Here is a 15,171-nt window from a genome sequence, read left to right as displayed (position 1 = left end):
GATTTTTGATTTAAGATTAACGTCCCGATAGCTATCGGGATTGAATTCAGATTTCGTGCTAGTGAATAAAAATTCATCAATTTTACGAGTCTCGCACATCTGAAATCAAAAATCGTTAATCAAAAATCTTCAATCAAAAATATTTTAACTCGGTTTCTCACATCCCTTGCGGTTGTAAAACCACCAGTTGATAACTGTAGCTAAGATAGTGAAAACAATCAAGCCAATAAAAAATTGATTTACAGTACCATTAGCCGAAATATTGTTTCCTATTAATTTAGAAAAGATAAACGGTCCAAATGCGGCAATGGCGGCAGTCCAACCAATTACACCTGCTGCCTGACGTTGATTCTCGGCAAAAATGATAGGATATTGTCTAAAAGTACCTGCGTTACCAACTCCCGTAAAGAAGAACATAGCCAAAATCACTCCCACAAAAAGCGGAAACTGATCCATACTTGTAGGCGCAACCAATCCTTGAGTCACTAAGATAATGGCTCCTGTCAAAATTCCGATTCCGGTAATAGTCGTCAATATAGCACCTCCCACTTTATCGGCCACAAAACCAAAAGCGATTCTGCTGGCAGAACCAATAAGGGGTCCATAAAAAGCATACACTAATGGATCTGGAGCATTAGGAAAATCTCCATATAAAAATTTAATCATCAACGGAAAAGCAGCTGACATACCTGCGAATGTCCCGAAAGTCATCACATAGGTAATGGTGCAATACCAGGTGTGTTTGTTTTTAAAAATATCCATCTGCTCTTTTATTGAAGCTTGCATCGGGATACTTCTTAGGTAAAACCAACTGATAATAGACAAAATCAAAAGGAAAGGAATGTACCAAAAAGCTGCTGATTGGATGTAGATCTCTTTGTTTTTTACCGCCGTATTGTCTGGACTGATTTTGTTTAATATTTTCTCAGCCAACTTTGGATTGGCATTGGCAATGGCTTTCGATTTTGCTTTTAAGGGCAATGCTGCAAAAATAACTGCATTATCGGTAGCTTGAGTAGCCGCTTTAACCGAATCCAATACCGGTTTTTTTACATTCGATAGTATTTTAGTTTGCACTTCGGCGTCTAATGCCGCAAATACTTCTTGTTGTTTTTCAATGGTTGAATTTTGAAAAACAGTAAGCGTTTCTTTCGGGTCAATACTGGTAAAAACCGATGCCGCTCCATAAATACTCACACTGATGATCAATGGTGTCACAAACTGTGCTAGAGAGACCCCAAAATTCCCAATCCCCGCCTGTATTCCCAAAGCGGTTCCTTTGAGTCTTTTCGGGAAAAACAAACTGGTACTTGGCATATAAGAGGAGAAATCCCCTCCACCAAAACCACAAGTAAAAGCCAAAATCGCAAATACCCAAAAAGGAGTATTGACATCCATCACCGCAAAACCAATTCCGATAACTGGAATCAATTTAATCAAAGTAGCCCATGCCACCACGTGTCGTGTCCCAAAAATTGGCAATATAAACGTGTGTATGATTCTTAAAAAACCGGCCGCCAAACCAGGTATGGCCACCAACCAAAACAGTTGATCTTTTGAAAACGGAAAACCAAGACCCGGTAATTTAACCGCAATCACACTCATCATAAACCAAGAGGCAAACGACAAAATCAATGATAGTGTTGTAATTGTTAACGTTTTCCAAGCAATTTTACTCCCTGTGTTTTCCCAGAATTCTTCATTTTCCGGTTCCCATTTGTCTAGCCAAGTTTTCATATTATGTTTATTTATTATGTGAATAGTAATTAGTGATTGGTAATTAGCTTTAAGCATCACAAATTGCTTTTTATTTTTTTTCTAATGTTAAGTTCTGAAAATGCTGAGCCGTTTTCAGTCATAAATCACGTATCGCAACTAATCACTAACGGCTAACAGCTAATCACTTCCTCAATGATTATGCTCGATGTCTTTTGTAAAAGTCGGTGATTTGATTCTTAAGATTTTGATAATCGTACGATGCATCCAAAGCAGACAAAGAATGGAAATCACAAAAATGAAGATCCAAGAACTCGTCCAAAGTCCGGTGGAGTTCAGAAGATACCCAAAGATAATTGGCCCTACGAAACCACCCAATCCGCCTATCAATCCGACCATTCCGCCTACAACACCCACTTCATTTGGAAAATATTCCGGTATGTGTTTGAAAACGGCCGCCTTACCTATACCCCAAGAAATCCCGATAAGGATAACCAACACCAAGTACACCCACATATTGGCCTCAAACTTGATTTGCGTAATTCCTTTGGCTAAAAGTTCTTTCTTTTTTACCTCTTGGTTTTGCTGTACCACAATTTCCTGCCATGATTTTTTAACGGGAAGAATCGATTTTACTTCTTTTTCAGAAACCTCTTTGGTATTTACGTTTTGTACTTTCCCGTCTATTTTTATTTCAACGGCTGATATTTCGGTAACCACACCCGATTTTGCGGCTAAAACACCAGGCCCTGCGGTAAGGATTTCCATTTTTGGAAACATCAATAAAAAGCTGATGACAATAGAGGATCCCAATACCCAATACATCACTTTCCGAGCACCAAATTTATCCGACAAATAGCCTCCAAAAGCTCTAATGATTCCCGATGGCAAACTAAACATGGTGGCAAACATTCCACCCATCACAAGAGAGGTTTGATATACATTCATAAAGTTGGGCAACAACCATTGCGAATAGGCGACGAAACAACCAAATACCAAAAAGTAGTACGCCCCAAAACGCCATACCCTAACTGATTTTAACGGTATCAATAGTGTTTTGATATTTTTGGAATCCCCAAGAGGCTTTTTATTTTTAGCAAATACGATGAAGATGACACCTATTATAACCAATACAACGGCATAGGTAATGGGCAACATTTTCCAACCATTAATAGGATCATTTTTGGAGAAATTATTCAATAAAGTGGGTGCCACAAAAGTGGTGATGGCAGCACCTGCATTTCCCATTCCGAAAATACCCAAAGCCCTTCCTTGCCAATTTTGGGGATACCAAACCGAAGTGTACCCTATACCCACGGCAAAACTGGTTCCTACTAATCCGAAAAGAAAACTCAATACCGCAAAACTCCAAAACGAATTGGCCAGCGGCAATAAAAAAAGAGGAATAGAACACAATACTAATAAAGTTGAAAAAATTATTTTCCCTCCATACTTATCAGTTAAAATCCCGATTGGCAATCTAAAAATGGCTCCTGACAAAATAGGAATTCCGAGTAACCATCCTACCTCAACCACAGACCAATTAAAAATTCCTTTGTCAACCAGAAAAGTAACCAAAACACCGTTTAAAGTCCAACAAGCAAAACATACCGAAAAGGCTAAGGTATTTAGAAATAAAATTTTGTGGGATTGAGATAAATTGCTCATATTCTAAATGTTCATTTATAAATTCAGTTCACTTATTTCCTTAGATTCAAAAGAGATATAATAGTCTTTTATTCTTTGATGTAAAATTAATGTGTAAATAAAAATTAAAATATGATATTTATCATTTGGGTAAAATAAGTAAAAAATGAACCATTTAATTTTATGCTTGTCCGTAAAATAGTAATGCCTTTTGAGCCAATGGGTGTTGTCAGTTCTGTTTGTAGCTACTATTAATTCGACAAAAATCTTTAGTCAAACTTATTTTACAAATTATAACGTAAATATAGCCCATTAAAACTACAGTAAAAGTGCTTCTCGCAAAAAAAACTATTGCAGAATAGTATTGCAGAGACTCCTCGTTCCTACCATTGACGTTTTTTCTAAACTAATAAAAACGCCATTTCATATTGTTTTTTTAGAATAAAAACTCCACCTCCTAAGGACAAGTTTGTGGGAAGACAATATTATGGATCAGCTTGTGGTTTTCTATATATTGTTGTACTGGGAACCTTGGATGACGCCCCTGTTTTCGATTGCAGAGTCGATATAATGTTGGATTTGGGTCTTTTTGAGTCCCCAATTTGGTGCGATAAGCAAATCCCAATCGGAGATTCCGAAGAGTCGCTGAATGACAATATCGGGGCGTATATTTAATTTTCTTTTGTCATACTAAACCTATCCTCCAATCTTAATCATGCTTCTGTTTTGAGAAAACAATGCCGGATTTTGAAACTTGGCATCATCGTCCATTCCACCGCGCATGGCATGTTTGGATTTTATATTTTGAAAGATGAGCGGTTCTATCGATTCTCCGGCTCGTAGCGTATCGAGCAATGAAGTTTCTGAATTGGAAAACAAACAGTTTTTCAGTTTTCCGTCGGCTGTTAAACGGATGCGGTTGCAGCTGCTGCAAAAAGGATTGGTCACCGAACTGATCACCGAGAAACTGCCTTTGTAGGATTCTATTTTGTGATTTTTGGCCGTGTCGTTCGGCTTGTCTTGGGTGCGTTCTACCTTTTGTTCGCTATAAAAAGCATTGACCTGCGAAAGGATTTCGGCGTAACTCACCAGTTTTTCTTTGTTCCATTGATTGCCGTCAAAAGGCATGAACTCTATAAACCGAATCTGAATGTTTCGGTCTTTGGTCATCTCTATAAAATCGATGATTTCGTTGTCATTAAAACCTTTGATAACGACAACATTTAGTTTTACCTGAAACCCATTTACCTCCAATAAATCTAGATTTTCAATTAGTTTTTCAAAATAATTACGACGGGTAATTTGGTTGAATTTGTCTTTTTGTAAACTGTCTATACTCACGTTCAAAGTGGTAATTCCAGCTTCTTTGAACGTATCTATGAATTCGTGTACCAAGATTCCGTTGGTGGTCAATGTCAGTTCGACACCGAGTTTTCCTAATTGTTCTATAATGGTTTTGGCATCTTTCCGTACCAAAGGCTCTCCACCGGTCAATCTTATTTTGGTCACGCCCAGTTTTACGAAAGTTTGGGCGATGGTAACAATCTCGTCTGCAGTCATCAGATGCGCTCTTGGGGTAAGCACAATCCCCTCGGCTGGCATACAATAAGTGCATCTCAAATTACAATGTTCTGTAATCGAAATGCGGAGGTAATTGTGCGCTCTGCCGTGGTTGTCCTGCATTGGATTGATTTTATTTTCCATGGTTGAAACCATTTAATATTTTGAATAAATGCAATATGGAAGGAAATACCGCATCCATAGATTCACTGGCTCCAGCTGTGGAACCTGGCAAGGCCATAATCAGGGTATTCCCCTTGAACCCTACCACACTTCTGGACAACATTGCATAGGGAGTTCTGTCTTGCCCGTACGAGCGAATGGCTTCCTCAATACCCGGAATGCGTCGGTCAAGCATTGGGATAACGGCTTCGGGAGTGACATCACGATTGGACAAACCTGTTCCGCCAGTGATGATAACCAAATCGGTTTCTTGGGTACACAAGCTGTTTATGGTGTTTTGAATGTCTAAAACCTCATCTGGAATAATGATATAATTTGAAACTTCTAACCCCAGATTCTTGACTTTATCCGAGATTACTTTTCCTGCTCGGTCTTCTTTCTTTCCGCTGGAAACACTATCGGAACAAACCATGACCGCCACAGATAAATCCTGAACTTCTTTATTTCCGTAATCGGATTTTCCGCCTTTTTTGTGGAGTAATTTTATGGTCGAAATTTCGACTTGCTTGTCAATGGGTTTTAGCATGTCGTACATCGTTAGGGCAACTATAGAAGCGCCGTGCATGGCTTCGACCTCAACGCCTGTTCTGTAAATGGCTTTTACAGTTACCTTAATCAACACTGAATCTACCCCCATTTCGTATTCAATTCCAGTGAATTCAATTGGCATTGGATGACAATCCGGAATGGAGTTCCAAGTGTTTTTGACAGCAAACAAACCCGCTGTTCGTGCTACTTCCAACACATCGCCTTTTGGAACGGTTTTGTTTAAAATAGCCTGCATCGTTGCTGGCGAACCTACTTTTACGATTGCCTGTGCAGTAGCGGTACGTTGTGTGATTATTTTATGAGTGATGTCTACCATTTTAACTTTATGATTTATTTTTTTAACCTTTTGATGTCTGCTTCAATTTCTTTTAAACTCTGTTCTTTTTCAATTGCAGTTTTTGTTACCTTGTATTTTTCAAATTCAGCATTTGATTTTTCAATAGCCATATCGTGACTTATTTTTCCCGCATGTGTCAAAAGTTCTCTTCCATTGAGTTGCAATATGCTGTCCAATCGTTCTGTCCAATCTTTCATATACATTGGCATTTGCTGTTGCGCCATAGTTTCGGCAAATGCTAAATATTGCTCCACTAATAAACCTAGTAACTTTATTTCATTTTCGTCGAGATAATTTTTAGCTACGCTTACATCTGTCTTTTTAATTTTAGCAATATCTTTTTTATCTAATGATTGCATTCCCAAAAGAGGCAAAGAAGCATCAACTCGTCTGTAAACCAACTCTGCCGCTGTATTTTGAGATATCGCCCAAAGCAACTTATTTTGCACTATCTTGAAGAACTCAATAGTCTTTTCATCTTTTGGATTATAATCTATACTTGTGGTATAAATATCTTTAATCTTTTGGTAGAAAAAGCGTTCCGATAATCGTATCTCTCTTATGCGTTCTTGTAACTCAGTGAAATAATTCATCGAATTACCTGTTTTGAAACGATCATCATTCAAAGCAAAACCTTTCACAATGTATTCCTTCAATCGTTGTGTTGCCCAAATACGGAATTGCGTTCCTTGCTGGGATTTGACCCTATATCCGACAGAAATAATAACGTCCAGATTGTAATGTTTCACATCTTTTTCCTGTGTCTTTCCTTCAATAGCACCGTGCGGACTGGTGAGTCGGAATTCCCGACATACCACTTTTTCATCCAATTCACCTTCATTAAAAACATTTTGAATGTGCTCTGTTATTGTCGTTCTCCCTTTAGCAAAAAGCAAAGCTATTTGTGCTTGTGTCAACCAAACGGTTTCTTCTTCAAGCCGAACATCAATTTTGATGCTCCCTTCTTGATTTTGATATATCAGTATTTCCCCATTACTCATAAGCTTATTAACTTTTATGTGTTTTTTTTCCAAGTATAACTTTCGTCTTCAAAAATTTCTTTTCCAAAAACGGCGGTTTTTTCTTTTATTTCTTCCACCAAAAACTCCAAAGCTTCGTAAACCACTTTTCGTCTTGGTGCCGAAACAAAAACAAACAGACAGATTTCGCCCGTTTTTACCGTTCCCAAACTATGGTAAATGTGCAAACACGAAAGCTCATATTTGGCGAAAGCCGCTTCCCGAATTTCACAGAACGTTTGCTCTGCCATTTCCTCGTAAGCCGTATATTCAATGGCGGCGACTGTTTTTCCTTCAATCACATCGGCGCGAACCTGCCCCAGAAAAATATTGTGGGCGCCAATCGTAGTTTTACTTTGATGTTTGGCAATTGAATTACCAATGAATTCGGCTGTTATCTGTCCCTGAATAAAGGAACTTTTTTTGGGTTTCTCTGTTGACATGAGTATTGTATATTTTTTTGTTTTTTAAAATTGTTATTGAAATTGTTATTGACATTGTTATTGCAATTGATTTTTCAAAGATTCAATGCCTTTTCCTAAATGAAAAACACCAACAAACCCTGATTTTTTCAAATAATTCATAGCTGCTTGACTGCGTTGACCCGTTTGACAAAACAAAACGATTTCTTGATTTTTATTCAATTTCTTGCTGTAATCTTCTAATCCGCTCAAAGGAATTCGAATAACATTATTCCTTTTAAACTCCGGTGTTTCTCCCAATTCTCGAACGTCAATAACAACAATTCCTAATTGATTGCATTTTTGTAAAAACGATTCGGGAGTTAAGTCTTCTACAGTTTTTTTACTGTTCAAAAGCAAACTTCCATTTATAAATCCTTTTTCAACAGCTTTGGGATTCTTTGCAAAATCAATCACTTGCGTTTGAAAATGCAGTCCGTCATACAGCAACAATTTTCCCGACAGCACTTCCCCAATTCCGAGTATTATTTTGAGCACTTCGGTGGCTTGTAACGTTCCAATGGTATTGGGCAAAACACCCAAAACTCCAGAAACGGCGCAATTGGGAACTACATTTAATCCCTCCTGTTCGGGAAACAAGCAACGGTAACTGGGCCCATTTTTATAATTAAATACCGAAACCTGACCTTCAAATTTATGAATCGAAGCATAGACTACCGGAATTCTTTTGGCCACAGCCACATCATTAATCAAATAACGAACGGCAATGGCATCCGTACAATCGACAATGATTTGGTATCCTTCAACAATTCGAGTCGCATTTTGAGCCGTGAAAAATTCTGGAAAAACCGTCACATTAACCTCGGGATTGAGTTCCAAAACGGCTTTCTTCGCTGTTTCGGCCTTGCTGTTTCCGCAGTCTTTTAATGTGTACAGTAATTGTCTGTGCAAATTGGTTTCATCCACCACATCTCCATCTACAATCCCAATGTTCCCAACTCCTGCTGCTGCCAAATTTTGTAAAACAGGACAGCCCAAACCACCAGCACCAATTACTAGAACACGAGCATCGAGTAATTTTTGCTGACCTGTTTCTCCTATTTCCGGGAGTGTCATTTGTCTGGAATAGCGTGTTTTGTTTCTCATTTTATTTTAAAACATTGAAAGTTTTTTCAACCACACTTCGACTTCGCTCAGTGCAGGTATAAGTAGTACAAGCTCATATTAGTTTTTCTTTTTGGCTAAAGCCAATTTGACATTCATTTCTTTTGCTCCAGCTAAAGCTTGAGGCAATTCAAAGAGAAATTCATACCAATTTTCATTTTGAGAATTTGAACACATCCTAATTTCGTCAATTCAGATTCCATCTAAAATCAAAAATCGTTAATCCAAAATCTTAAATCTTAAATCTGCAATCTAAAATTCCTCATCCTCCCGCAAACGGTGGCAGAAAAGCAATTACATCTTGATCTTTTACGGTTGTTTGCAATCCGCTCATCGCTTGATTAACCGCAATGGTGTAGGTTGTATTTTGCATCGTTTGGTATTGTGTTTCGATTTTAGATTTTAAAGTCGAAACCGAAATCGTCTCTTGTTCGACAGTGAATTGTTCCTCTTTCAATTGCGTAATATCGGCGAGTAAACCAAAATATTTTAACGTTATGGTCATTTGATTAAATTTTGATATTCTTCTTGTGTATTTATATTCTGAACCTGATCCTTCCATTTTTCGGGAACTTCAATAGTTTGATGCATGACATTCTCAATTACCTGTTGCAATTTCAACTGGTTTCCAGCCAAATGCTCCCCAAAAACAGTTCCCATCGAGCGATCGTAAACGCCAATGAGCGGATTTGCTTTGCCTTCGTTTTTCGTTTGGGTAACCATAAACGTTTTATCATGGCTTTTTAGCAGCCATTCTAATAATTCAGTCGAAACCATCGGCACATCCACACTCAAAACCAAATTTATTTTAGTTTTAGATTCATTCAAAGCAGTGTAAAGTCCACCAACCGGACCTTTATTTTCAATACTATCTTCCACTCTGGAAAAGCCTAAAAGATCATAATCTTTATTAGCAGACACAATCAAAATGTTTGATCCTACAAGGGGTTGCAAAGCGTCGCAAATGTGTTTTATGAATGGCTGCCCCTCCAAATCCAATAATCCTTTGTCGGTTCCCATACGTTGGCTTTTTCCGCCTGCCAAAATTATTCCTGTAATTTCATTTTTCATGTTCCCGTTTATAATTCCCATTCCATTCCCCCTTCAGGGGGTTAGGGGGCTATGCTGTTGTATATAATTTAAAAATGGCGATTCCAATAACAACAGATAAAACATAACGCAATCCCTTCGAATTGAATTTGGTACTTCCGTAATAGGCGCCAAATAATCCTCCCATAAAAACCAATCCAATTAACATTCCCGAAGATGCTGGCAAACTTCCGCCTTGGGAAACAAAACCAAAAAGTCCGGATATTGAATTGACCAAAATAAACAATGCCGATATAGCAGCTGTTTGTTTCATCGTCGCCCAACCCATCAATAATAAAACGGGACTCAAAACAATCCCTCCACCAATACCTAACAAGCCTGACAAAAAACCAATTACTGCTCCAAATGCCAATGCCATCGGAACATTGATGGATTTTAAATTTTCTTTTTCTTTGCCAAAAAGGCCCAACAAACGCATTACCGCAAAGACCAAAACAGTGGCCAGAATTATTTTATAATAAAAAACATCAATCTTTAGATAGCCTCCCAAAAATGAAAAAGGAATAGATGTGAGTGCAAAAGGATAAAAGAGATTCCATTTAAAGTTTTTCTTCCTATAATAAAAATAAAAAGAAATCCCCGAAACCAAGATATTCAACACCAAAGCCGTAGGCTTCATAAACGTCATCGGGAATGCAAAAGCACTCATCAAAGCAAGATATCCACTGGCACCACCGTGACCCACACTGGCATACAAAAAAGCCACAATGGGAAACAAAAGCAATAATAAAGGCATGTCTAATAAATATTCTACGTTCATAAGGAATGTTTTTTAAGTTGCTGGTCCAGAAATTCCCAACAAGCAATATTGATGGCATCAAAAGATTCGATAAGGGATTTACCGTAGGGTGTCAAAACGGTTCCTCCTCCTTTATTCCCTCCCACTTGTGTCGCTATCAAAGGCTCTTTGGAAGCTTTATTCGAAGCATCGATCAATTTCCATGCTTTTTGGTATGAAATATTCATTTCCTTGGCGGCTTTATTGAGCGAACCCGTGGACTCAATTAACTTTAGCAATTGAATACGCCCCTCACTAATGAGGATTCCTTCATCGGTTTCGATCCAAATTTTACTCTTGATTTTCAAAGCTCCTCTTTTTCGTTATACTTTTACAAATATAACGAAATGATTGTTTCCTAAAAACAAAAAAACAACCTAGCAGTACATTTTTTGTTATAAAAAAAATGGCTATTGACACACTTGCTACCTTTAATTATTAAAAACAAGACAATAGCAAGATAATTACTCCAAAAAAATTCGCTTAAAAAATAAAAAACAATTATATTCGCTCTCCCTATTTAACCATAACCACCTTTAAATGAATATAAAACAAGCCACTACCATAGACGAAGTCATTCAGTTTTTGGATGAAATAATAGAATCATCAAAACAAGAACAAAGCGCCATCGGTTTATTTACCACATTATACCGTGAAGTAACGCTAAAGATAAAAGAAGGCATCGATAATGGTTCGTTTCAGGACGGAGCTAGAATGGAAAAACTGGATGTCATTTTTGCCAATCGGTATTTGAATGCCTATTATCAATACAAAGTAAAGCAAAAGCCATCAGAGTGCTGGGGATTTTCTTTTCAAAAAGCCGAAACCTATTGGCCCATAGTTGTGCAACATTTGTTACTTGGAATCAATGCCCATGTGAATTTAGATCTAGGAATAGCTTCTGCCCAAGTCAGTACCGTAGAAAATATCGAGACCTTAAAATCCGATTTCGATCAAATCAACACCATTCTTAGCAATCTGGTAGGAAGTGTCGAAAAATGCTTAATCAAAATTTGGCCGACGCTGACTATCATACTAAAATTATCAGGCAAAATAGACAATTTCTTTATTGACTTTAGCATGAAAACCGCAAGAGATGGAGCGTGGAAATTTGCCAACGAATTTGTGGTGCTACCAGAAAATCAAAGGGAAGCCACGATACAAGAAAGAGATATTAAAATAACCCAAATCGCCCGATTAATTTCAAATCCGGGGTATTTAGTTAGTGGTGTTTTCAAATTCATTCGCTTATTTGAAAAAGGAACTGTTTCCCAAAAGATAATCGATTTAGGGAAAATTGAATAAAAACAGGCTTGCTCGCAATGTTACCTCACATCTACATGAAAATTGCACGCAGATTTCGCAGATTTTCGCAGATTAAAAACTAAAACAAACCTAGAAGCGGACCTAAGAAACTTTGCAAATACTTTTAGATATAACTTTTCGAGTAAAATTTATCTGCGTAAATCTGCGAAATCTGCGTGCTAATTTTTTTCCCAGCAGATTTCAGCAGATTAAAAACTAAAAAAAACTTACTTAAGCTTGCTCTTTTACAAATCCAGCAATAACCTCCTGATAATAATTAAACGTGATTTTGGCAATCGATTCCCAGCTAAATTGCTCCAAAACCCGCATTCGACCTGCTTTACCCATAGCCATTGCCAGTTCTTCATTATCCAACAATACATTTACTTTGACGGCAAAGGCTTTCTGGAAACCCGTTGGATCTATTGGATTAAAATTGGTTCTCGAAACACTTTCCAGCGGAATCAAATAGCCTGTTTCTCCCTCTACCAGTATCTCAGGAATTCCGCCCACATGACTACCCACAACCGGAGTTTCGCAAGCCATCGCTTCTAGATTGATGATCCCGAAAGGTTCGTACAAAGAAGGACAGGCAAAAACTCGGGCATGACTGTACAATACTTTTACTTTCTCGCGGGGCAGCATTTCCGAAATCAAAATCACTCCATCCCTTTTCGCTTTAAGCTGATCGATAAGCGCTGCGGTTTCAATAGCAATTTCTTCGGTATCGGGGGCACCGGCGCAAAGCACAATTTGGCAATTTTCATTAAAATATTGAGCCGCTTCTATCAATTGCGAAATTCCTTTTTGACGGGTAATCCGACCCACAAAAAGCACAAACGGAATCTTTGGATCTATGCCGTATTCCGCCAATAAAGCTTCATCAAAAGTAGGTTTATAGAAATCCGGATCAATTCCGTTATGAATTACGGTTACCTTTTTCGGGTCTACGCCATAGGCCTCAATCACGTCGGTTTTCATTTGCTCACTTACGGCTATAACTCCATCGGCGGTTTTATAGGCGTTAGTTTCAATCCATCTGGACATAAAATAACCGTTCCCCAATTGTTCGACTTTCCAAGGACGATGCGTTTCTAAACTATGCGTGGTCAATATCAACGGCACCTGCAACAATTCTCTACTAAAAACACCAGCCAAATGGGTGTACCAAGTATGACAATGAATAATATCAGCAGTTGGAGTTGCTTGAGCCATTTCGACATTTCGGCTTAAATTATGAAACATCTTAATATGTTCGTTTTCGGGATCGATCCTTTTATTCAAACAAGAATTAATTCCCTCCACGTGCATGGTTTCCTTATTTTCCTTTTGATCTCCAAAACATCGGACTTCAACTTGGGCCAGTTTAGCCAGTTCCTGACTTAAAAAATCAATATGAACTCCTGCTCCGCCATAAATATTTGGTGGAAATTCATTGGAATAAAGCGCTATCTTCATTTAGTTATTTTATAGTTAATAGTATTTGATACAACTAGAGTACACCAATTAAAGTTTTGAACAACATAAAGCATCAATTGAGTAAAAATACAAAACCACAATTTAATTCGCCTTGAAACAAACCATTATTTTGAAACATTTTAGCATAAAAAAGTCGCTTTTGTCTGCACAAGTTTTAATATAAAACATACAGGGTTTTAACTTTAGATTGCAAAATATTTAAACTTATATGAATATCTGTAAGGAGTACCCAAAAAACTGATACTATGTTTCGAACAGATTTCAAGTGTATTTGTCAAGTTAAAATCTGCGCAAGTCTGCGAAATCTGCGAGCAATTTTTCACGCAGACTTAGCAGACTTACGCAAAAAAAATCATTTGGTACTCGTTACGGACAGTCATATAAACTTACCATAAAAGACATCATTATTTAATACCAATAATTACTACATTTTAACTAGATTAGCTTAATAATCTTTTGGCCTTTTTATTCATCAAAAAATATCTAGATATGGATCAAAACAACTCCAACTTCAACAGTTTCAATTTCGAAAAAATTGCCGACACCATCATCCGACTCGGAGTCCTATTTTTGTTAATCGGTTGGTGTTATGACATCTTGAAACCCTTTGTTTTAATCTTAGTCTGGGCGGTTGTCATTGCCATAGCATTCAGTCCTATCTACGAATCTATTGTAAAATTATTTAGAGGCAAAAAGATTTTGGCCACTATATTTCTGGCTTTGCTATTACTCAGTATTTTAGTGGTTCCAAGCGTATTGATCTCCCAATCGCTGTATGAAGAGATTAACAATTTCAGCACTTCATACCAAGCTGGAGGACATTTGATTCCGCCTCCCGGAGAAAGCACAAAAGACTGGCCTACTATAACTAAACCAATTCTTGAAATATGGAAAAGTGCCTCCGAAGATGTTTCCAATGTTGTATTCAAATATTCCGATCAATTAAAAGTCGTTGGAGAATGGCTGCTTTTTACCTTAGCTGGAATCGGAAAAGGTATCCTTCAATTTATCATCTCTATCATAATTGCCATGGGGCTGTTGTTGTATTCTGAGTCACTAACTGCCGTTTCCAAAAATATCTTCATCAAATTAATAGGCAAAAACGGCGAACACTACGCTTTGATTACCGTAGCAACGATTCGTAATGTTGTAAAAGGATTTTTAGGAGTAGCCCTAATTCAATCGCTAATGGTGGGTGTAGGATTCTTTATGGCAGGCGTTCCCTTTGCTGGAATTTTAACCATTATTTGTCTTATCCTTGCCACCATACAAGTCGGAATTGGTCTCATTGCGATTCCCGTCGTGATTTATATGTTCTCCGTTACAGACACCACAACCGCGACTATTCTCGCCATTTGGATAGGCATTACCATGATTTCAGACAATATATTAAAACCCATATTTTTAGGAAGAGGCAATCCTCCTGCCCCAATGCTCGTGATATTTCTTGGAGCCATCGGAGGTTTTCTTTACAACGGCTTCATCGGATTATTCCTTGGTGCAGTTATCCTAACCTTGGGGTACAAATTCTTCCTTTCTTGGATAGAAATGATAGAAGAAGAGAATATAGAGGAATAGCTTTTTACAAACGCAATAACCTTTTGGGCGTGCCACCATCAAGCAAAGGGGCCTACTCAGCAAACTGTCGAGTCGGCCCCTTTCCTTGTTGCTGTCGGGCTATCCGCGCTACAAGGTAGCCAGCTTTTATCCCTCACGCAGCTCACAAGATCTTTAGGAAAAGTAACAGGATTTTGTTTTCTTGAAAAAATAAAACATTGAAACTTCAAGTTTGTAAATTGTAATAAAAAACACCTACATTAGCAGAATATCCAAAAAACAATTCCAACACAAAGCCAGCCCAGTTTGGGTGGATAACGGAATATTTATGGCTGGTATAAATAA

General features: G+C 37.8%; 14 protein-coding genes. 2 read left to right on the top strand and 12 right to left on the bottom strand.

The genetic code is table 11. The annotated features are described in order from the left end of the window. Positions 1-144 precede the first annotated feature (144 nt). The 11 genes from FNW52_RS02325 to FNW52_RS02270 form a co-directional block, all read right to left on the bottom strand. Positions 145-1,737, bottom strand: a complete 1,593-nt coding sequence (locus tag FNW52_RS02325; RefSeq protein WP_143375804.1) for a magnesium transporter MgtE N-terminal domain-containing protein — start codon at positions 1,735-1,737, stop codon at positions 145-147. Between the two features lie 171 nt (positions 1,738-1,908). After that, positions 1,909-3,384, bottom strand: coding sequence for a nitrate/nitrite transporter (locus FNW52_RS02320; protein ID WP_143375803.1), 1,476 nt, complete (start codon positions 3,382-3,384; stop codon positions 1,909-1,911). A 675-nt stretch (positions 3,385-4,059) separates the two neighbouring features. Continuing rightward, positions 4,060-5,067 (bottom strand): GTP 3',8-cyclase MoaA, encoded by a 1,008-nt coding sequence (moaA, locus tag FNW52_RS02310; protein ID WP_143375802.1) that lies wholly within the window; start codon positions 5,065-5,067, stop codon positions 4,060-4,062. Further along, a complete protein-coding gene (gene moaCB, locus FNW52_RS02305; protein ID WP_143375801.1) occupies positions 5,057-5,971 on the bottom strand; it encodes a bifunctional molybdenum cofactor biosynthesis protein MoaC/MoaB in 915 nt (304 codons plus the stop codon). Before moaCB ends, moaA begins: the two co-directional genes overlap by 11 nt. 14 nt (positions 5,972-5,985) lie before the next feature. Beyond that, on the bottom strand, positions 5,986-6,993 hold the full coding sequence (gene rhuM / locus FNW52_RS02300) for a RhuM family protein (protein ID WP_143375800.1): 1,008 nt from the start codon (positions 6,991-6,993) through the stop codon (positions 5,986-5,988). 14 nt (positions 6,994-7,007) lie between these two features. Then, positions 7,008-7,454: a molybdenum cofactor biosynthesis protein MoaE gene (locus FNW52_RS02295; RefSeq protein ID WP_143375799.1), complete on the bottom strand. Its 447-nt coding sequence runs from the start codon at positions 7,452-7,454 to the stop codon at positions 7,008-7,010. Positions 7,455-7,511: 57 nt separating this feature from the next. Beyond that, on the bottom strand, positions 7,512-8,579 hold the full coding sequence (locus FNW52_RS02290) for a ThiF family adenylyltransferase (RefSeq protein WP_143375798.1): 1,068 nt from the start codon (positions 8,577-8,579) through the stop codon (positions 7,512-7,514). Positions 8,580-8,859: 280 nt separating this feature from the next. Beyond that, on the bottom strand, positions 8,860-9,102 hold the full coding sequence (locus FNW52_RS02285) for a MoaD/ThiS family protein (protein ID WP_185965896.1): 243 nt from the start codon (positions 9,100-9,102) through the stop codon (positions 8,860-8,862). Then, complete coding sequence (locus FNW52_RS02280) at positions 9,099-9,689, bottom strand: molybdenum cofactor guanylyltransferase (protein ID WP_143375796.1); 591 nt, start codon at positions 9,687-9,689, stop codon at positions 9,099-9,101. Before FNW52_RS02280 ends, FNW52_RS02285 begins: the two co-directional genes overlap by 4 nt. A gap of 28 nt (positions 9,690-9,717) precedes the next feature. After that, complete coding sequence (locus FNW52_RS02275) at positions 9,718-10,467, bottom strand: sulfite exporter TauE/SafE family protein (RefSeq protein WP_143375795.1); 750 nt, start codon at positions 10,465-10,467, stop codon at positions 9,718-9,720. Beyond that, a complete protein-coding gene (locus FNW52_RS02270; protein ID WP_143375794.1) occupies positions 10,464-10,793 on the bottom strand; it encodes a winged helix-turn-helix domain-containing protein in 330 nt (109 codons plus the stop codon). Before FNW52_RS02270 ends, FNW52_RS02275 begins: the two co-directional genes overlap by 4 nt. 232 nt (positions 10,794-11,025) lie before the next feature. Here FNW52_RS02270 and FNW52_RS02265 point away from each other — a divergent pair, with 232 nt between their 5' ends. Continuing rightward, positions 11,026-11,790, top strand: coding sequence for a DUF5995 family protein (locus FNW52_RS02265; protein WP_143375793.1), 765 nt, complete (start codon positions 11,026-11,028; stop codon positions 11,788-11,790). A 231-nt stretch (positions 11,791-12,021) separates the two neighbouring features. Here FNW52_RS02265 and glgA read toward each other — a convergent pair whose 3' ends face one another. Beyond that, a complete protein-coding gene (glgA, locus tag FNW52_RS02260; RefSeq protein WP_143375792.1) occupies positions 12,022-13,248 on the bottom strand; it encodes a glycogen synthase in 1,227 nt (408 codons plus the stop codon). Positions 13,249-13,758: 510 nt separating this feature from the next. Between glgA and FNW52_RS02255 the strand changes: the two genes are divergently transcribed. Further along, a complete protein-coding gene (locus FNW52_RS02255; protein ID WP_143375791.1) occupies positions 13,759-14,847 on the top strand; it encodes an AI-2E family transporter in 1,089 nt (362 codons plus the stop codon). Positions 14,848-15,171 lie beyond the last annotated feature (324 nt).

This window comes from Flavobacterium sp. ZT3R18 (assembly GCF_007097385.1).
GTDB lineage: Bacteria > Bacteroidota > Bacteroidia > Flavobacteriales > Flavobacteriaceae > Flavobacterium.
The sequence above is the reverse complement of the archived record's forward strand: the minus strand, read 5'-3'. Positions and strand labels throughout refer to the sequence as shown.